Annotated in this window: 14 protein-coding genes and 2 pseudogenes; 9 read left to right on the top strand and 7 right to left on the bottom strand. The window is 58.8% G+C overall.

The genetic code is table 11. The annotated features are described in order from the left end of the window. Window positions 1–370 precede the first annotated feature (370 nt). Window positions 371–1,699, top strand: a complete 1,329-nt coding sequence (locus AB7008_RS07890) for a hypothetical protein (protein WP_011084682.1) — start codon at window positions 371–373, stop codon at window positions 1,697–1,699. Window positions 1,700–2,383: 684 nt separating this feature from the next. Further along, window positions 2,384–2,800 carry an SET domain-containing protein gene (locus AB7008_RS07885; RefSeq protein ID WP_011084680.1) on the top strand — a complete coding sequence of 139 codons (417 nt, stop codon included), beginning with the start codon at window positions 2,384–2,386 and terminating at the stop codon, window positions 2,798–2,800. Between the two features lie 739 nt (window positions 2,801–3,539). Here AB7008_RS07885 and AB7008_RS07880 read toward each other — a convergent pair. Further along, window positions 3,540–4,300 (bottom strand): IS5 family transposase gene (locus AB7008_RS07880; RefSeq protein ID WP_236842183.1). Its coding sequence is split into 2 segments (ribosomal slippage): window positions 3,540–3,961 and window positions 3,961–4,300, totalling 762 coding nucleotides; the frame shifts between segments, so codons are not numbered across the junction. 532 nt (window positions 4,301–4,832) lie between these two features. Here AB7008_RS07880 and AB7008_RS07875 point away from each other — a divergent pair. Continuing rightward, window positions 4,833–6,491: an outer membrane beta-barrel protein gene (locus AB7008_RS07875; protein WP_224517533.1), complete on the top strand. Its 1,659-nt coding sequence runs from the start codon at window positions 4,833–4,835 to the stop codon at window positions 6,489–6,491. 2,156 nt (window positions 6,492–8,647) lie between these two features. On the opposite strand, the gene AB7008_RS07870 is transcribed toward AB7008_RS07875, so the two are convergent. The 4 genes and pseudogenes from AB7008_RS07870 to AB7008_RS07855 all read right to left on the bottom strand — a co-directional run bounded on the left by AB7008_RS07870 (window position 8,648) and on the right by AB7008_RS07855 (window position 12,089). Further along, window positions 8,648–9,223, bottom strand: a complete 576-nt coding sequence (locus AB7008_RS07870) for a hypothetical protein (RefSeq protein WP_014497914.1) — start codon at window positions 9,221–9,223, stop codon at window positions 8,648–8,650. Window positions 9,224–10,835: 1,612 nt separating this feature from the next. Beyond that, on the bottom strand, window positions 10,836–11,510 hold the full coding sequence (gene tnpC / locus AB7008_RS07865) for an IS66 family transposase (protein WP_223154101.1): 675 nt from the start codon (window positions 11,508–11,510) through the stop codon (window positions 10,836–10,838). 17 nt (window positions 11,511–11,527) lie between these two features. Next, a pseudogene (tnpB, locus tag AB7008_RS07860) lies at window positions 11,528–11,815 on the bottom strand (IS66 family insertion sequence element accessory protein TnpB); the annotation flags it as partial. Between the two features lie 19 nt (window positions 11,816–11,834). Further along, window positions 11,835–12,089 carry a transposase gene (locus AB7008_RS07855; RefSeq protein WP_240537932.1) on the bottom strand — a complete coding sequence of 85 codons (255 nt, stop codon included), beginning with the start codon at window positions 12,087–12,089 and terminating at the stop codon, window positions 11,835–11,837. A gap of 446 nt (window positions 12,090–12,535) precedes the next feature. On the opposite strand from AB7008_RS07855, the gene AB7008_RS07850 reads away from it, so the two are divergent. Then, window positions 12,536–13,882, top strand: a complete 1,347-nt coding sequence (locus tag AB7008_RS07850; RefSeq protein WP_014497917.1) for a citrate-proton symporter — start codon at window positions 12,536–12,538, stop codon at window positions 13,880–13,882. A 389-nt stretch (window positions 13,883–14,271) separates the two neighbouring features. Here the strand turns inward: AB7008_RS07850 and AB7008_RS07845 are convergent, their stop codons facing one another. Beyond that, window positions 14,272–14,478: a hypothetical protein gene (locus AB7008_RS07845; protein ID WP_011084669.1), complete on the bottom strand. Its 207-nt coding sequence runs from the start codon at window positions 14,476–14,478 to the stop codon at window positions 14,272–14,274. 556 nt (window positions 14,479–15,034) lie between these two features. On the opposite strand from AB7008_RS07845, the gene AB7008_RS07840 reads away from it, so the two are divergent. Then, window positions 15,035–15,574, top strand: a complete 540-nt coding sequence (locus AB7008_RS07840; RefSeq protein ID WP_014498653.1) for a GNAT family N-acetyltransferase — start codon at window positions 15,035–15,037, stop codon at window positions 15,572–15,574. Window positions 15,575–15,765: 191 nt separating this feature from the next. After that, window positions 15,766–16,562, top strand: a pseudogene (locus tag AB7008_RS07835) (IS1380 family transposase); the annotation flags it as partial. 151 nt (window positions 16,563–16,713) lie between these two features. On the opposite strand, the gene AB7008_RS07830 reads toward AB7008_RS07835, so the two are convergent. Further along, window positions 16,714–17,139, bottom strand: a complete 426-nt coding sequence (locus tag AB7008_RS07830; protein ID WP_223153745.1) for a hypothetical protein — start codon at window positions 17,137–17,139, stop codon at window positions 16,714–16,716. Window positions 17,140–17,366: 227 nt separating this feature from the next. Between AB7008_RS07830 and AB7008_RS07825 the strand changes: the two genes are divergently transcribed. The 3 genes from AB7008_RS07825 (at window position 17,367) to AB7008_RS07815 (ending at window position 19,780) form a co-directional block, all read left to right on the top strand. Next, the gene (locus AB7008_RS07825) at window positions 17,367–17,750 is read left to right on the top strand and encodes a hypothetical protein (RefSeq protein ID WP_011084664.1); all 384 of its coding nucleotides are present in this window, start codon (window positions 17,367–17,369) and stop codon (window positions 17,748–17,750) included. A gap of 583 nt (window positions 17,751–18,333) precedes the next feature. Continuing rightward, window positions 18,334–18,627 carry an IS5 family transposase gene (locus AB7008_RS07820; RefSeq protein ID WP_011084662.1) on the top strand — a complete coding sequence of 98 codons (294 nt, stop codon included), beginning with the start codon at window positions 18,334–18,336 and terminating at the stop codon, window positions 18,625–18,627. A 142-nt stretch (window positions 18,628–18,769) separates the two neighbouring features. Next, on the top strand, window positions 18,770–19,780 hold the full coding sequence (locus AB7008_RS07815) for an IS481 family transposase (protein WP_011084661.1): 1,011 nt from the start codon (window positions 18,770–18,772) through the stop codon (window positions 19,778–19,780). Window positions 19,781–19,788 lie beyond the last annotated feature (8 nt).

Genomic DNA, 19,788 nt, shown 5'->3' with positions numbered 1-19,788 from the left:
AGCGAGAGCATCCGCCGCGGTACGGCACACGAACATGCGAGCCAGGAACCGTTGTCGGCCACCAACCGTATTAGATTGTGCAAGCTGAGCAAGCGTGAGACGTTGGGATGACCGAAGAGCCACAATCAGTTGCCGAGATCATCGCGGCGTCAGAGTGCCGACAGTATTTGAGCCCGTCCCAAACAGGCAAAAACGATGCCGCCTGCTCGGCTTCGTCACCAGTCGCGATTGCGGCGAAATGACTGAGCTGAGATCGCACTCCGGTTAGTCTCTAAGCACGTCAGCTTGTCGACAGCTGATCCTAATAGAGTGAGACAGTGACACGATTGGATCGGCATTGCGAGCCGACTCAAACCACCGGAGAGTCGACATGGACCCTTTTAACCGCATCAACCCACTCGACCGTGACCACGCCGCGGCACCGCAACAGCAGCAAGCGGAGTTTGAGCCTTACTTGGATGAAGTGCCCCAGCTTGATACCTCGACAATCGCAGAGAATCCCGTTTTTCATGATCCCTACTACCCTCATCTGTCTGAAGAAGGCCTTAGACTGGCCCAGGCATTGGGACTTGAGCACCAGAGCACGGACCGTCCTCATCCCGAACACGCAGTCACCAGACGCGAGGACGCCGCTGCGCAGCATCGCGCGCCGCAGGGTGGGCCGGAGGAACTGACTGCGCAAGGTCACGATCAGGATCCGTGGCAAGAGCCGATACGCGAAGCGATCCTAGCATCGTCTCTCAACCGGCCAGCCCCGGGTGGTCTGGCACCGGATCCCGAAGAAGCCGTTCGTTACTTCAGCTGGAGCGGCGCCTACCGGCCGGCTGCAAACGAGCTAGCCTCGGTCGCTTCCAGCTCAGGTCACGAAGTCGTTGTGGATGAGGATTACACCGGCCAACCTACGAAGAGGCAGAGGACACTAAGCCTGGCGGAAGAAAATGCCACTGCGCGCCAGCGCACCGAGCCCGGCAATTCAACCGGTCGCGAGTTAATTGAAGACGCCGGCGCACCGCTTCTGGCCAGCAGCCGGTTCGTCCTTCCTGAGGAAGTCTACGATCAGGATCTGCTGTGGGCCATGGTGGATAACGCTCGCCCATCGTCATCTCTCGAACCAAACGAGGGTCATCACCAAGCCCTGGACTCAGAAGCGGCCGTTGGTCCGTTCAACGCGCAGCACGGCGACCAGCACGCGTCCGCTGCGCACGAGCGCAGCAACGTCCCGCCGAGCCAGGACAGCCGACCTACCAGTTTTATCGTTCACAATGACCGTTACACGGCGCTGTTCGTGCCTGCGGGGGCGATGAGGCGAAGCACCCCACTCAATCCGCCAGGCTCAACCATTCAATTCGGATCTCGACCGGAAAACGTTCTGCCGCCCAGCCTGCAGCCAACGGATCGAACCGCCCGATCGCTTTTTGGACGGTCGATTGAGCAAGCCGCTCCGGCGTCCTCCAGGGCTCAGAGGACGTACCCCGCGGCCCGCGAGATTTACGCTGCATCATTCTCCGTTCCCGAGACTTTTTTGCACGGCACCCAACCCGCGCCGGACACGATGCGGGCGAAACTCGGCCAGTGGGGCCTTCTGCCGGACGAAGCGCATCCGACAAAACAATACGACATTCATGGTGAGCGCTACACCGCCCTTTTCGGACCCGGAGGCTCCGATGACCTTCGGCTCATCCATCACCCACGAATGTAGACGCCGAGGGACATCTCAAACGCATGGAGCCCGTCCAGATAGTTCCGGAATTGGACTTGTTATTGGACCATAGCTTGCTCCGGCTGCTCCTGCGAGGTTGGCGCGGTTCTGGGCAGCACAGATGTCCGCTGCTCGCGTCGATGACTTGCCAGCATCATCGCTTAGCAACTCCTCGTTGGGCCGAACTTCTACCTCCGTTTTCTTGCTAACTACGGCGTGATCACGTTGATTGCCTCGAGGCGGTTGTGCAGCGAAATCGGCAGTCGAGTGCCGGCCTCCCGCGCACTTTGCCTGCAATATCTGCTCCACATCCACAGTTGCCTGGGCACGCACTGACGCATTCACCCGCGGGCGGCTCTTGAAGCTGCGATGAAGGGCTTGTCGGCGGCTTGCCGGGCCGCGAGAGCATCGAGCGCGCCGTCGCGCTGGTAACAGGTCATGATCGTGCGACACGAGCTCGCCGCTATAATCGACACGGATCTTTGCTCGGAATGCGACTGACTTGCAGCCCTCCCAGCTCACGGCCTTGTCGCTGGAGGCGATCCGCAGCAGGCGGCCCAATACGCCTGGAGAAGACATAAATTGTGATGGAGGCGCGGATAAACGAGCCTACCAATTCGTGCAGCAGATTTCGCAGCTCACGTCAGTTAGTTTGCTGGGTAGTAACTCCGGGAGACTTCTTCAATGCTGATCGTCGACACAATTTTGAAGCCAGACAGGTTTGGCGGTATTGGACTTTTCTCCGCGACTCGTTTGCCCAAAGGTTCGTTGATCTGGATTCACAACCCAATCGTTGACATCACGGTGACGCCTGAACAATACGAAGCCCTAGCTCCAACATTCCAAGCGCTACTTGATAAGCATGCCTATCCAAGAGACTACAAGGCTTACGATGGTGTTATCGAGTACAATGCTGACAATGCCCGCTTCATGAACCACAGCAGCCGCCCAAACACATACCAAGACGACCGCCGAGTTTTCACAGCCCGTGACGTACAACCCGGTGAAGAACTGACCTGCAATTACTTATTTTTCGATCCACGGTGTGACGTATCGTGGAATGAAGAACCATCCATGAATCTTGATGCCCCAACGGGCTAGGCGACGGTGGATTCAAGTTCGCGGTCTGACGACTTGATCCGTTGGCGAATTACGCCGGCAAGACTTTCGGCAACTCGTTGTGGCCATCGACCGACTCGGCCAATTTTCTAGCTGCCTTACCGAGCAAGAAGATTTTGCGAGCGGAGCCTTGTTCGACAGACATCCCTTGGCGCGCAGAGCTCCTTGGCGCACCGTCGCGGGAGCGCTTTCGATGAGGTATCTCCTCGAGGCGGACTTCATTGCATCTCTAGAGCTTACCCAACGCCGGATCTCCGCGGATGTGCCCGTTCTCGCACTGACTTTTGAGTCTTGATCCTCGATATTTCCTGAGATGGCCCGGGCACCGATCCTGATATTACCTTTAGGATAGGCCGATTGTGCCGCTTGATGTCAGAGTAGCAGATGTGCTGTTACAAACGCACTTGATGAGGGCTTATCGCGGCTCGATCTTTGCGCCTCCGATTTAGCTTCGCGCAATGCAGAGAGCATCCGTCCCATCTGGTCACGATCCTACATACTGCCATATCAGGACCTGTTTAGATAAGAGATCAGCGACTATCGTGTGATCGATTTCGTCGGCCGAGGTCCATCCGATCTTGCCGATCAACTAGCATTACGCGCTCAAGGATGCCGCGAGGGACGAAAGCCGCAAGACAATGGGCGCGTCGATCCTAAAGCGGTCCGAGCACGACTCCTAGCTTCCTGGCGTACTCACGCTCCCAAAAACTAGGGTCCAGACTCAATTGAGCCAATATGCGACGAGAGCGGCGAGATGAACAGCGGCCAAAAAATTACGGGCGAGCTTGTCATATCGCGTGGCGATGCGCCGGAAGTCCTTAAGCCTGCCAAAGCAGCGTTCGATGACATTTCGTCCTTTGTAGGCGCGTTTGTTGAAGCGATGGATGACGACACGGTTAGATTTATTGGGGATTACGGGCTTGGCGCCACGACGAATGATTGCGCCGCGAAGCTTGTCGCCATCATACCCTTTGTCGGCGAGGAGCACGCTCATGGGTGGCGCGAGCGCCAGGACATCGGGAGCCGCAGCGATATCGGCATCCTGGCCTGGAGTCAGATGCAGGACGACCGGCCGGCAGAGCGGATCGCTCAGCGCATGGATTTTTGTCGTGCGGCCTCCGCGCGAGCGGCCGATTGCTTGATTGTGCTCCCCCCTTTTCCGCCGGAGGCACACCGGTGAGCTTTAATCGAGGTCGAGTCGAGCGACAGTACGACGCCGTCTTCGCCAGGCTTGGCCAGCGCTTCGAAGATTGCGCACCATCGTCCTCGCTTGGCCCAGCGATTGAAGCGATTGTAGATCGTCGTGTAAGGGCCGTATTCACGTGGACAATCACGCCATCGTGCACCCGATTGCAGCATGTGAATGATGCCGCTGACGATGCGTCGGTCGTCGTCCCGATCCGGCCCCGTCAGTCCCCTCGGCAGATGCGGTTCGATACGCGCCCATTGCCTGTCGTTCAGCCAAAACAAACCAGCGCGCATTCTCTCGCCCCCGAATCAACACGTAGGCAAGAGAATCACGTGGCGCTATTTAGGTACAGACCCTAGTACGAGCTGAACTTGCAACGGCCGGCTGGTTGCCATCAGGCAGCTCGCGGAGTGAAAAGAACACTAGGCTTGAAATCTCACGGCTCATCCAAGCTGAACCAGCTTGTGCTCACCGGGCAGACCACAAAGTTCCGGCACATGCACGTGCCTTGGACGCTAGCTCCGCAATGCAGCGAACCTCGACACTCGTTCGTCCGCCTTCCACCCAATGTAGGGAAGTTGACGCGGCACGCTCTTAGTAAGCTCCTGCAGAACAAAGGAATTGCTCCGGCACGCGGCTTGCTACGTTGAGGACGTCATCACCAATCGTCGTGCGGTGATCTTCGGAGCGGCCCCGGCTCGTTATTGGGGGCCTGGTGCTCCGACGATTTGCCGTGCGGCGATACTTAGCGAGCGCGACTACAACTCGGGAAAGTTCAGGGCAATCTTTATGCGATCAAGAGTTCTCTTTTTGGGGGCTGCGACCATGGCGATCGCCACAACGGGTACATCTATGGCGAACCTCGGGCGAGAAGCCCTGCCACCGTCGGTGTGGAACTGGTCCGGAGGCTACATTGGCGGGCATGTAGGCGGCGGGTACGGTCGAACCTCTTTCACCAATCCGTTCGGCCCACCGATCTACGGCGACGTCGTCGATATTCCCTCCTTCGTCGCAGGTGGCCAAATCGGCTACAATTGGCAGAACAATAGTTGGGTGTACGGCCTCGAACTGGATGCCAGCGCAGCTGTCGCGAGCGGCTCAAACACCTGCCTCGCAGCCTCAGACTTGATTGTAAGCGCAAACTGCAACGCAGCTCCGAACCTCTTTGCGACCGGGACCGGTCGCATCGGTTACGCCTTCGGCTCGCTCGGGCAAACGCTTGCCTATCTCAAGGCAGGTGCAGCCTGGCAAAATAATCGAGGCGACATCGTCAACAACTTTGAAGGGGGCGACCTGCCACAGGAGAAAACCCATTTCGACTATGGCCAAGTTGGTGGCGTCATCGGGCTCGGTGTGGAGCAAGCCCTTACGCCTTCATGGTCGGTGAACGTCGAGTATGACTATCTGCATTTTGGCGGGCCGAGCGTCGCGACCGCTTCGACCGCGAAGTTATCTCCGTCTACGATTTTGCCGGCGAGCACGACCAGCCTGTCCAGCAACTATCACATTGGGAAAATTGGTCTGAACTACCACTTTGGTGCGGACCCAGAAGCCGCACCAAAGTCCGATTCGCCGCTGCATGCGAGATCAGCCGGCAGCGTACCACCCATTCCCTACACGTCCGGTTGGTCGTTCGAAGGGGGCTCGCGGCTCTGGCTGAGCCGGGGAAGATTCCAGTGGGATCAAAGCGCAGTCCCGTATGGCTGGCCTGAAGACCCCAGCATACTGATTTCCAGGCTCACTTATCATGCACTGGACGGACTTTCGGGGGAGGTATTCGGCCGTGTCGACAGTCCCTGGGGAGTGTTCTTGAAGAGTAGCCTTGGTATCGGGTTCTTCAACAAAGGGAAATCGAACGATGAAGATTGGCTGCCCCACGAGGGATACCCCTACCTAAATACTCGTTCAGGTGAGTCAAACGGGCGATTTGCATATTACACGGCCGACGCCGGTTACGATGTCCTGCGCAGTACGAACTACAAGATCGGCGGATTTATAGGCTGGGCCTATTACAGCCAGAGCTCAGACTCGAGGGGTTGCGTTCCGCTCACAAATCCGCAGGACTTTTGTCGTATCAAGCCGAGCGACGATAGGATCGTTGGCAGCCAAGATACTCAATGGAATGCGCCTCGAATCGGCTTGAGCGCCGAAACTATGCTGACCGAGCGCTGGCGCCTGAATGCGGACATCGCTTACCTGCCCTGGACCGACTTCAAGGGCCGCGATAATCATCTCTTGCGCAAAAAGACCACCTTTAGTGAGCAACACGGCAATGGTGGCGGCGGCGTCCAGGTTGAAGGCCTTCTGTCCTACTTTGTCACCAACAATATCAGCCTAGGCGTTGGAGGCCGCTATTGGGCCATGTGGACGAAAAAGGAAGCGGACTCCGCGGACTGCGGAAACGGCTGCGGCTCGCTAGGATTTGCGAACTACAGCATGGAACGGTGGGGTACGTTCTTCCAGGCGTCTTACAAGCTCAACTAAGGGCTTCACTGTTACGAGGCTCCAAACTGCAGATGCTTAGGGGCCGTTCTGAAGTTCGCTGATGGCCCCAGTCCTCGGCGCCCATTCGCCGCCGAGGACTATGTCGCGATCACGCCTGTACACCGGCTTGCTTCGATTGCAAACCGCCCGCATGGACAAGGCGAGCGCAACTCCGCTCGCGAACCGGAGCTCGTTTCTGGTGATAAGAGCTCGATCCGTTGACCCGGAATTCGCTCCAAAGCCGATTCCGCGCACCATTGCGAAGGCGCCGACCGACCGGGAAGCCGCGGCCGTTGTCTCATCGCGCGGCGGCCGGAGGCGGGCGCAAAGTGCCTGGCGAAAGATCAACGGCTTATTCACCGAGGGGAGAGTTGAACGGCTGGCGGTCTGCAACGGACGAGCCGCTCACAGAGGAATTCAAGCCGTGGGTACACAGCGTCGGTGAGGTTCTGCGCGAGGATCCATCCAGCGCAACGACTCGGGCAGTATTGCTTGGCGAGCTACCCGCCCTTGCATCGCCACGCGAACTCACGCGGGTCATTTCCTTTCATGTAACAGCAGAAGATCACCAGATGGAATGCGAGCCGCGCGTCCTTGCCCCCGATCACCAGACGTGACCAAGGATTCCAGACCGTCCTGATTCCTACACTCCCCGCTATGGCCCGGTCGTCTGCCCCTGCTGGGACCTTCATGAGCAGCATCATCCGACATCAAATTCAGCTTACTGATCGTGTGAAGGGCGAGCGCAAGTTCAGTTTTTGCAATCTGCTCATCGTATTTGCCTGCACTTTGGTGCCACCCCCACGGGCAGATCCTCGGCGCTAGAAGTGAATGCGGCCCAATTGGCTGGGGGAGACTAAAGGCAATCGGCATTCGGCCACTTTTCCTCGCCAGCCAAACACGTAACCGGCGGCAGGGCGCCGAGCCCGTATGGAAGGCGCGCCCCCACGATTCCTAAATTCCGCAGCGGGATCTCTCCTGGGCAATCCTGACCGCGGCGAGCCCCAACATCACGTCGCCGGTGAACCCGAAATGGAGACGATAGAGCCACCAGATTGCGCAGCACCGGTCAAGATCGGACAAGGCTAGCCCGCGCCTAATTGCTGCGAGCATCCGCGCCATGGGCTTCATTCCGTGGATCATGTGGAAGCCTCGGCGTCTCGGGGCCGGCGCTCGCCATTCAATGACTTTCCGGGCGGTGGCGGCTCGCTGTCCGGCGCGTGCACCTGCAATAGATTGGGAGCTGAGATTGATGTTCGCCATGACGTTCTTTTCCGGTTTTTGAGGCTGGTTGCACACGCCTATGTGCATGCGATCTTGCGTGACTCTACGGTGGAGCTACTGCTTGCAGAACGCCCAGATTTGGTAGTGTTAAATTGACACGATTTCCTCGACAAATACGCTCACGCAATCCCACTGCTACGCAAAGCGACTGCGCCACTTGCGACGGTCCTTGCGGCTAGGCGATCTTTGCTGCCACCTCCTTGAGAATACCTTCGCGTCCGCCAAGACAATCCAGCCTCGCACTTGCAGGGCCTCCGCCGTTTCCAAGCAAGTGCTCAACGGGCACCGGTTTCTGCCCAATTTGCCGAACCCAGCCGACATCGAGCGCTGGCTTGCGGCCGAGCCCCGTTTGCCCTGGTAATTCTCGGTCACCTCGCGAAGCACCGCCCCGAGCAGTTCGGCCGCGGCACACCGTCGTGCAGCGCTCACGGGGATCCCTCAGACGCAAAGCAGCCGAGAAGACGATCATCCCGCGCACGGCTAACAGTGCGGCGCTGGCCGGTGATCCCGGGACCGGGGCGCGGCGGCGTGCCTTGGGCACTCCGCGACGCACCCCGGTTCTTCCGATCCCGCGCGCAATGGTGCAACCTCGGACTGGCCCACAGCCGGAGCTGTATCGGTCAAGCGCCAGCAACATCCTCGAGTGAAGCAACACGGCGACAATATTGCCGGCCGGATGACAGGTCGGCACCACGCAGACGAATGGCCAGGATGACCGTGCATCTCGAGCGCTGCCAGCGGGCCCGATGATGCGTACCCGCTGGCGGCTCGAACAATCCACTGCTAAGCGATGAACCGTCTATCCAGGTAAGGACAACCAAAGTGACCGCACGACTCAGACCCAGCGCGATCGGCTCACCGTCAAGTTGGTCTCATACCCGCGTAAGCTTAACGAATCCTCCTTCGGCTAGTTCGGCTTTGTAGGCCCGTCCGTTAAGATGGATGGTCGTGGGGCTATTGGCGGTCGGCATGAAACCTTCTTCGCGCAGCTTGTCTATGAGGGCAGGTGTGGCCCATTGCTGTGGTAGCGGCCTTCCATAGCGTCGGTTCTCCGCGAAGAAGGCTCCGAAGTCCGGTACCCCCGCCCGGCCGGCCCCAAGCACTTGGTCTTCCGCAGGGTTATGAACAAGAAGAACGCGATTACACTCATCCAAACCGGCCGTGTAGCGGTGACCCCGGATTTCATAGGTCATTGTCGGCTGGTCCGAGTCCGGCAAGAGACCCCGGTGGAACAGCCTATCGACCATCGAGTCAGGGGCGATTTGCGAACCGTGTGAAAATCTCTGGGGAGCGGCGAAGGAGACATCTACCGCTTCCTCAGGTGCGGCAGACGATGATGGTCCAGCTTCATTCATGATCTCGCTGAACAAATCATGATCTTCCTGTGTCCAGACGTGCGCTGTCGGTGATTCTGGTGAACGGGCATTATCGATCGGGCTTGGAGCCATAAAGCCCTCCTTTTTGTTAAGAGACCAAAGGCCTCTAGAATATCTCCCAGAGGGAATGAGCTGAAGTTCGTCACGAATTCCGGCATGGGCAGCTTCGTCATCAAGAGGCCAAGTTCGAGTGTTAGAGAGGCTGGCTTTCGAGAAGCTGACAAAGGTCGAAGAAGAAAGACAAACTCGCGGCTGCATCTACCACGTCTGATGCGATCATCTCCGATCCTGAACTCATTCCACCTCAACTCGCGGTCGGCGCGCAGCTCTGCGTCCTGCATCGTTTCATCTGACGGAAAGCTCGTTAGGAGGTCAGGCGACGCTGACCGCAGCCAGCCCCAGTCCCATACCGAACATGTGCATTTCGATCTCTGTCCGCGACCAGTTGTTCTGGCCTGCACTTGAGCCTATGCTTGGTCCGATAAGCAGAATGACCGCGATAGCCGGGCCAACGCGAGAACAGACGAGAGCGCGATCTGAGAGTCCGGCAAGAGCGGAGCGATCTGTTCACCTGATTAAATGAAGAAAGAAATCGCTCAGACGCAAAGCAGCCCAGACGATCATCCCGCGCACGGCTAAAGGTGCGGCGCTGGCCGATGATCTCGGGACTGCGGCTGCCGCTGCGTTTAATGCGCACTCCGCGATGTCCCCAGTGCGTCCGATCCTGCGCGCCATGATGCAACGTCGGACAGGCCGTCAGCCGGAGCTACATCGGCCAAGCTGAGATTTTCATCGTCAGATGAGGCAATACGATCCGCCAACTTTATCCGGCTGCTATTGATGCTACGCGTCATGCAGATGGCGCTCGCGCCTTGTTGTTGGAAAAGAGGATTCACTCGTGTCCTGATTAAGACAAATCGTTGTAATTGTTGGCGAAGCCGCCGCTGAAATGGCCGTCTTCCTCTAAGCGTCCGCTGGCGAAGAAGCGTAGCCGTTTCTTGCTTGCCCGCCCGGGCACACAAACGCTAGCTTCTGCGTGTGGCGCTATCGATTAGCCTTAGCAGCTCTCCACATGGTTGACCAAGATGGGCGACTCTGAAGCTCGCGCTCACCTAACGACTTGAGATCGGCATTCGTCGGTGTTGCGGCCGAACAGCTGGGCCTTCTCACGTCCTGGACGACGCGCTCGCTCGGGCGATAGCCAAGATGCAAGCGAGCGGCGCGGAACGCATGACGGCCTCGGTCCTGATGGTCGCCAGACCCAAGCGGCTCGGGGGAAAGCGGTTTGCCCGTCCGCTGGCGATCCGGCCGCGACGGAAAGTGGAGCACTGGTGAATGGTGATCTTGCTCGCGCGCAAGAGACCGCCTCGGGCGCGTTGATTGGCAGCATCGTCTAGGCGATGACGCAGCCCCGACTGGCTGTTTAAGGAGCGGACGCAACGCGTGACGCTGAGGTGGCTCGCGTCCTCGTCGATCATGTTCGGCGCCAGCCAGTCTTGTCGCAAACCCGCCACAGCAACGTAATGTCTGCGGCGCCCGACAACTGCACCAGGTTCTCATATTTCTCTTACCGTAAGCGACGTTCGCGTCCCACTCGCAAAGGTTTGGCGTGGGGATTGCAGTCTGTTGATCAACGTGTTTGCAAATCGCTGGCGGGGGGTATGGAGGCGACAACGACGGAGAATTACGAGGTGCGGCCGAACGACCAGGGCAGGAGCTCGTCGATCCGGGACTGCGGGTGACCGGTTGCGATCGCTTTGAGCGTCGCTTTCATCCAGACGTAGGGCTCCACGCTGTTGATTTTGCAGGTGGCGATGAGCGAAGCTATGCGCGCCCATGAACGACCACCTTCGTCGTGACCAGCAAATAAACTATTTTTACGCGTCAGAGTCAGCGGCCTGATTTGATTTTCGACGGGATTGGTGTCCATCTCAACGCAACCATCGTCGAGAAACAAGGTGAGGCCATCCCAATGGTTCAGGAGATAGGCGATCGCCTTGCCCATCTCGCTGCCCGGCGACAGGCGAGCGGCTTGCTCGCGCAGAAACCTCTCGAGTTCAGCGACGAGCGGCCGTGATCGCTCGTTACGGGTCGTTTGCCGAGCCGGGGCGTCGGCGCCACGGATCTCCTTCTCGATCGCATAGAGTGCGGCGATGCGCGCGAGAACGGCTTCGGCGATGGGTGAGCCGGCTTTCGGAGTCGCTGCGATGATCTTGCGCCTTGAGTGGGACCAACATGCGGCCAGCCGCAGCGGCACGCCGCCTTTGCGCTTGGGCCGTGCGAGCCGATGATAGCCCTGGTATCCGTCGACCTGAAGGATGCCGTCGAAGCCCTCGAGGATGCGCTCAGCAGCTTCCAGTTCAGCCCTTCAAACAGCGCTTCGAACTGCACGCGCGTCAGATGCATGACGCCGTCGCTGATCTGCGGCCACTCGAAACGACCATCGCGGCCAAGGCGCTTGTAGACCAAAACGAGGCCCGTGCCGTCCCATAGCAAAATCTTCAGCCGGTCGGCGCGCTTCGAACGAAAAACCACGATCAGGCCCGAATGCGGATCGAGCCCAAGCGTGTTTTGCACAAGACCGGCCAGCGCGTCGTGCCCGCACCGGAAGTCAACAGGACGCACAGCAAGCACAATCCGCAGTCCCTGCGCCGGAATGATCATGCGCCGCGCTCGATCGCAGTCACGATCTCCGCGATCCGCACCGCCGACACGTCCGCATCCAGGCGGACCGAAACCTTGCCAATCGTAATCTCGACGGGCCCTCGCTCTTGCCTGACGCCACTGGATCGCTCAGCTCGAGCGACACGAAATCCGCCGCGTCGTCCGTGACCAATGCGAGCCGGCCAGCACGCGCCAATCTGCGCCACGTCGTCAACTGCTGGGCCTTCACACCATAACGCCGTGCGACATCACATACCCGGGCGTCGGGCTTCATGCTCTCGAAAACAGCGCGCCCCTTGATCTCCGCAGACCATAACCGGCATCCAGAACGCGTCCGGCGCGTAAGCTTCCCCACAAAGCCATCAGCTTCGGCTTCCTCCCCCGATTGTTCCATCGCCTTCAGTCTCCTCTCGGCTCTCTGACAAGCCAAGGATCGCAGAGCGAAAGCCGAAGCGAAACCAGTCAATCAAATGGGAGAAAAGCTCCGCTTACCTCTTACCGGCCAGGCCTGGGATCAGACCAGAAGTCAAATCGGCCCAGAAAGGCAGGCATTCTTATTGCAGACGTTACCGTGAGGTTTGTAGCGACGCGCTTCAGGCTACATGTGGACAGGCGCAATGGCCGTGAAGGACGAGTTCGGGCAAGCGGACTGCAACTTTGCGCGACCGGTGTCTGGTGGAAATGTTCGGGCCAGGGTTCGCGCTCCAGATCAGGTTGAGGATGGCGAGGCAATTAACTCGAGAGAGGCTGGAGCCGGTCCCCAGTCCGGCAGACGAAGGCTTAACGCGCCGGGCGGTGTTGGGCGCCACCATCGGCAATATGCTCGAATTCTACGACTTCGGCACCTATAGCTTTTTCGCAATACAGATCGGTCAGGCGTTCTTCCCGGCAACCGACCAGTTCGCCAGCCTCATGCTGTCACTCGGAACCTTCGGCGCGGGTTTTGTGACCAGGCCAATCGGGTCCATCGTGCTCGGCTCCTATTCGGATCGGGTTGGCCGCCGGCCTGCCATGACCGCCAGCTTTGCTATGATGAGCGTCGCGGTCCTATTATTGGCCATTACGCCATCGTACGAGACAATAGGATTTTCCGCTCCGTTGCTAGCCATCTTCGCACGCTTGCTGCAGGGCTTTGCTCTCGGAGGCGAAGTCGGTCCAACGACAGCCTACTTGATGGAAGCGGCACCAGCCAAAGCCCGCGGTCTTGCTGTCTCCTTTCAGCCCGCGAGCCAACAGGTCGCTGCGACGGCTGGAGCGTTGGTTGGAGAAATACTCTCGCTCACCATGACAAGTGAGGCGCTCAATGCATACGGATGGCGGATCGCGCTGTTGCTCGGCGCCGTTACTTTGCCGTTCGGACTTTGGCTGCGGAGCGTCCTACCCGAAACGTTTCTCCGCCCGGAGGCGCCGGTTCTGGTCACCCGGCCTGTAAGGCGATCGCCCGCCGCTCGCCGCATCATGAGCTTGGGATTCGTCATCTTGGCCAGCTGCACGATCACTACTTACGTTACGGGATATATGACCACCTACGCCTTGAACACCCTCCACGTATCCGCGCCTCTCGCCTTCGGCGCCACGCTCATCAGCAATATGGCAGGCATTGCTGCGGCGCTGTTGGGCGGCCTGCTCGCCGACCGCGCAGGCCGCCGGCGCATCATGATATGGCCGCAGGCAGCTGCGTTGCTGATGATCTATCCGGTATTCTTGTGGATTGCAGAGAGCCGCAGCGCCTTCGCACTTTTAGGAGGCCTCGGCACGCTCACCCTTATCGGAACGGTTCCGTATAGCGCCTTCTACGTAAGCATGGCCGAGAGTTTGCCCAGGAACATTCGTGGTGGCGCCTTCGGGACGACTTACGCTTTTGCCATAGGCATTTTCGGAGGCACAGCTCAACTGGTCGTCACATGGCTGATCTACTTGACCGGGAGCGCACTCGCGCCCGCCTGGTACATGCTTTTCGCGAGCGCGGCCGGGCTCTTTGCCATGGTGATGATGCCGGAGACGGCGCCACTCAATTTCGAGCGAAACCATAGACGAACATCTGTAACGGCACGATCGCCGCCCTAGTAGCTTAGCCGAACAGGTAAGGATGACATCTGTGACGTCCGAAATGCGAACATCGAGCAGGAGCACGGTATGGGGCTAGCCCGAACAGCAATCTATCCTGAAAACTGGCGCAGCTTGACATCGTGAAGGAGTTCCGGCCGTAACGGCAGCGTCGCGGTCTGAAACGGCTTTCTCCGTTTACCCAACGTTCGCCGATGCTGCAGTTGAGCGATCGGGCTGCCGTCACCCGCCGGCTGGAGTGAGCAATGACTCTGATCATCTTTAGAGAACAAGAAGGCGCGGCTCGCACCATCCGCCAGCGTAAACGAACGGCATAAGGATGCGGCCGCTGACGGAGCAGCGGCCGCACGAGGCTCGATCCTCATTCTCTGCTTGATTGTTTTCCGTCGTCAGTGCAGCACGCACGCGGGATCGGTCAAGCAAAAAAACAGATCGCAGATACCATTCAATGGGTCATCGGCGCACTGAGGATACGATGTATCGGCTACCTGCACGCTGGAGGTGAGCGGTTGCGCGGCAACTTCTGCAGCAAATGGAGGTACCGCCGCGGTCGCAAGTGCGAGGGCGCTCGCCGTCACCAAAACTGACTTCTTCATTGGGAGATCGCTTCCCTAGGTTAGCCCCAGCCGTGGTGACGGTCTATATGACGACGCTACAATCGGTAAAATTGATTTTCTTGATCAGATCTATCGACCGAATGGATAAGTTCGGCCATCACCGCATCGCTCCGTCTACCCGCTCGGAACCTGTAGACCTACTTATGATCGGATGCTCGTCGCACCTCCGTCGATGCATTTCTCGGAGCACCCGACTAGGGTCTGTTTGGATTCAGGATTGAACTTCCCAGCCGGAACGATTCAAACTCAATCCGCTGCAGAAATGCCGGGGCCAAACACCTAGTTTTCCGTTAATTTCTCGGCGTCAGCTTACGGACAGCTAAGCTGCTTATCTGCGGAGTCAGGTCTAACGACCTGAAACACAATGCAACCGGCATAGGAGTGTGGTCGTCATGGACGATCGAGTTAACAATATGTCGCATGTTCCATCCTACGATGAGTATCATTACGCTAGCCCGTCTTATTCGTAAAGGACCGGCTCATGCGTCGGCTTTGTCAGCTTTCTGTCAGCTCGTCCAAATAGTAGCTCGTTGTGATGAGAACCAATTACAACAACTGGCCCTCCGACGGGCAAAGTGTGGACCAGCAGCGCGATGCGCTGGCCGGCACTTCTGGCGCAGATGGTGCTGCTTTTACGGCCGCTTTAGCTGCTGGACCAGCGTCTTCCGCTTTTGACAAGAGGACAGGTGTGTCAGTCCGCCTACACAGAGTAAGTAGCAATATTGGCAACGCCCAAAGTGTTTCTTTGTTTACTGATGCCAATGAACGCAATAAGGTGGGAGCGATGACCGTGGCGCCGGGGCGCAACAGTTTGCGAATTCTCAGCATAGAAAATCTCGGCCGGTCGAGGTACAAAGGGGTCGGGACGGCTATGATTGAAGTCGCCGATCATACTAGGCAGTCCGCGGGCCTTTCCAAGCTATCCCTTCTCTCTCAAGATGAAGGAGCTTCAGCATTTTTCTACAAGAAGGGATTCCGGTTTGCGGACGAGGGCAAGAATGCGGAAATGCGGACTGTCATTTCCAATCCACGATACGTCTCAGATGAAATTCTTATGGGCGAGATGGAGCGCTAGCCCGTCTTATTCGTAAGAGTGCGCCTGAGGGCTGGCGAGCGTGGTGTAAAGCGCTGATGCGGCGTAGGATTCGGTTGCGAAGCCACCCCATCACCTTAAACCACGCCCGCCATGACCGATGATACGATTCTGCCATCCTCGTTTCCAGCCGTTCACGCCAAGAAAGTCACAGCTGCCTTCGATGGCGGTCGATCCACGTCTACGACACGGATAAGAGCCGGCCCGTGGCCGTCGTGCTGCGGCCCGGCAAGACGCCGGGCGGCGTCGAGGTGCGTGCCCATCTGCGCCGCCTGGTACGGCATATCCGCACGCGATGGCACAACACGCAAATTACGTTCCGTGGCGACGGGCACTATGCCCGGCCGGAGGCAATGGCGTGGTGCGAGACCAACGGCATCGACTACATCTTCGGTCTGTCCGGCACCAAGCCTCTCGCCAGAAAAGTCGACGAGGTCGCCGACGACATCCGCACCCGACGCGCCATCGAGAACCTGCCGGTTCTGCGTGGCTATACCGAGACCCGCCACAAGGCAAAGTCCTGGGATCGCGAACGGCGCACTGTCGCCCGTATTGAGGCGGCGATGCTCGGCCTCGACATCCGTTTCGTCGTCACCAGCCTCGATGTCGGCTCGGCCGAGTGGATCTACGACAGCCTGTATTGCGCGCGCGGCCAAGCCGAGAATCTGACAAGCTGCATAAGTCACAGCTCGCCTCCGACCGCACCAGCTGCCGTTCGGCGCTCGCCAACCAGGTCCGTCTCGTGCTCCATACGGCCGCTTATTGGCTGATGCTGACCGTGCGCGAGGCCATTCCCAAAGTCCGGGAATTGGCCGCTGCCGAGTTCGCGACGCTGCGTCTTCGGCTCTTGAAAATCGCTGCCCGTGTGGTCGAGACCACGAGCCGCATTCGCCTTGCGTTCGCCGCGGCCTGTCCGGAAGCCGACCTGATCCGCTGCTTGCCAGGTGCGCTGCTGCCGCTCGGTCCTTGACCGGCGGGGCGTCCGCCCCCCGTTCGCCCAACCTATACCTCAAGCGCGTTGCAAAGTACGGGTCGTCAGGCGGTGAAAAGCCGAAGGCAATCCTGTGCGCCTCGTCAGACAAGATGTTCGGCCGCATCAATCGGGCCCCAAAGCCGCACTCTCACGAATAGGACGGGCTAGCATTGTTAGGAGGTTTGTGCATGTGCACATGATGCGCGCCGACTCGAACGACGGCCAGGCGCGGAGACGTGACCATAGGAGACGTCCGTGAAATCTTGGACGGACTTCGCTGCAGGCTCTCCGATTGATCGATATCGTACAGATTCGTCGCACTCTCAGGATTGCTGGCTTCTTCAAGAATGCAGGAGCTTTGAATGAAGGATGGGGAATGCCATGGGTGTGCTGGTTTCCGCTCGATCTCGCCCACCGTTCCGATTTGGTGTCGCCCGCCATGCCCAATCGCTTTTCTTAGCTGCGGCTGAAGTTCGTGCATGGTTTCCTCGGCGCGCCCGGTGCTGCTGCTTCTTCCTCGCACGTGCGTCAGGCATTTCCTGGCATTGGACGGGGTCTTCTCGGCATAACGCATTGCAAGCTCGTCAGGCTCCAAGCTCTTCTCAGGCAATTGCAGACGCGACAACCACAAGCAGTTCTGCCCGCAGCAGCCCATTACCCTTGCCGTCCCACCAAGCCTGGTAGGTGCGATCACGGGTCGTTTCGGGGATGATCCGACGCGAGTAAAGGTGCAACAACGGCTACAGCTATCAACTAGGAAATACGAGCGTCGGCCTCCAAAGAACGGAAGCCGGATTTCCTATGGCGACTGGTTTCACCAGCCAGCGGTGGCGAGAACTGTTTCCCGGACGGACTGATGTCACATCAATCGTGGATTTTCAGGTTGCACATCCGCTCGTCGGTAACGCCGGCGATATTCTGCTCGAGCACCAACTAGGGCGAGACGGCGAACGGCCGCTAGTGAACTGGCGTCCTGCCAATGACGAAGCGAGAGCCCGTGCAGAACAACTGGGCTTCGTTCATGTGGATCCCGATGATATGGTACTTGATCCCACCCAGTCCAAACAGTGGAGATATAGGGATGGTGAATGGCAGCGCGCAACCAATTCTTCGATGTATCTCTCCAAAGCGTCGAGCGATGATGAACCTTCATCAGAGCCCGACTCGGATGGAGACTTCATGTGACGTGAGATCTCTACCAATCCATTTGAGGTGGAGCAGAGCGCAGACCAACCGACACCTGCGGCTTACGATCGAGCCTTGGACGGAGCGAAGCCCAAGCCAATTCGGCTCAAGCCGTGAGGTGCACTGTACTGGCGGCGGTTTACGAGAGCTGGTGCCTATAATAGCACAAAAGAAAACCCCGGCTTCCAGCCGGAGTTTTCGACTCCCGCCCGGGCGGGAGGAGCGGATTGCCTATGGCAGGCGCCAGCGTCATTGTGTCCTCGCCATCAGAATGGCTCGGGATCTTTCCGGGTTGCCTGGGTGAGGAGGGTTTCGTTGGCCGTTTTCTTCGTAGGCGTCTCGAGAAGTGTCGGGCCAACTCATCGAGCAACGAGACCATCCACCCGGGCTCGCCGGCATTGGATGCGAAGATCAAAAAATGGAGCAGATGTCAGGACAACTACCTTGCCTTCGTTCAACTCGCGTCAGTCAGGCTATGGCTGCGCCTTAATGAATCCGCGCCCTAACACTACTTTGGCAGATTGTTAGAATTGGGCTTTTTATTAGGATTCTCATCCTGGCTTGGTTGTGATTCAAGCTTGGGATGGACCGATTCGTTTTGACTGACGCCCAATGGGCGAAGATGGAGCCGCTGTGTCTTGGCAAGCCGGGCGATCCCGGCCGGAGCGGCAAGCTGTTTGTCGAAGCCGCGCTGTGGATTGCCCGCACGGGCAGTCCGTGGCGCGATCTTCCGCGCGCCTTCGGCAACTGGATAACTGCGTACACGCGCTTTCGCGACTGGGCGAAGGCGGGCGTCTGGAAGCGCATGTTTGATGCGGTCTCAGACGAGCCGGACATGGAATATGTCATGGTCTGTAGAAGTTTCGACTTAATCTGACGGCAAGGTTTGAACTGGCAGGGAATGGAGCTGCGGGCGAGCAGGAGCGCTCACCCAAAGGGCGCTCCCGCGCAGCCCGCGGCGTCTCACAGGGAGACGTTACCATGACCCAGGAACAGAAGTCATTCGCGCGAAAGTCGGCATGCTGGAATTGGCCAAGCAGCTCGGCAACGTCAGCCAGGCTTGCCGGATGATGGGCTATAGCCGCGACAGCTTCTACCGGTTCAAGGAACTGTACGACAAGGGCGGCGAGCTGGCGCTGATTGAGATCAGCCGCAAGAAACCGGTCCTGAAGAACCGTGTCGCGCCGGAGGTCGAGGCAGCCGTCGTTGAGCTGGGGATCGACCAGCCGGCCTGGGGTCAGGTGCGGGTCAGCAATGAGCTCAGGAGCCGCGGCCTGTCGATCTCCCCGTTCGGCGTGCGGGCGGTGTGGCTGCGTCACGACCTCGCCAACGTCAAGAAGCGGCTGACGGCGCTGGAGGCCAAGATGGCCCAGGACGGCCTGGTGCTGACCGAGGCCCAGCTCGTTGCGTTGGAAAGGGCCAAGTCCGAGAAGGAGGCGCACGGCGAGTTCGAGAGCGAGTGCCCCGGCTATTGCGGTGCGCAGGACACCTTCTATGTCGGCAACATGAAGGGGGTCGGGCGGATCTATCAGCAGACCTTCATTGACACCTACAGTAAGGTGGCGTTCGCCAAGCTGTATGATCGCAAGACGCCGATCACGGCGGCCGAACTGTTGAATGATCGCGTGGTGCCGTTTTTCGATGCGCGGGGCATCCCGCTAAACCGGATCCTGACCGACCGCGGCACCGAGTATTGCGGCAATCCGGAGCATCACGAATATGAGCTCTACCTCGCCGTCGAAGACATCGATCACACCCGCACCAAGACGAGGAGCCCACAGACCAACGGCATTGTCGAGCGCTTCCACCGCACCGTGCTCGAGGAGTTCTATCGCGTCGTGTTCCGCAAGAAGATCTATCCGAGCATCACTGCCTTGCAGAGCGATCTCGATGAGTGGATCGCTGCCTACAATGAGGTGCGCCCACATCAGGGGCGCTGGTGCTACGGCAAGACGCCGATGCAAACTTTGCGTGACGCAAGTGCTCTGTCGAGAGAAAAATTGTTGCCGGCTGCGTGGGGTCGCACATGAAACCTTTG

Origin of the sequence: Bradyrhizobium sp. 521_C7_N1_3 (assembly GCF_052075975.1) — a bacterium.
Classification (GTDB): Bacteria; Pseudomonadota; Alphaproteobacteria; order Rhizobiales; family Xanthobacteraceae; genus Bradyrhizobium; species Bradyrhizobium japonicum.
This window is presented reverse-complemented; position numbering and strand designations above follow the sequence as displayed.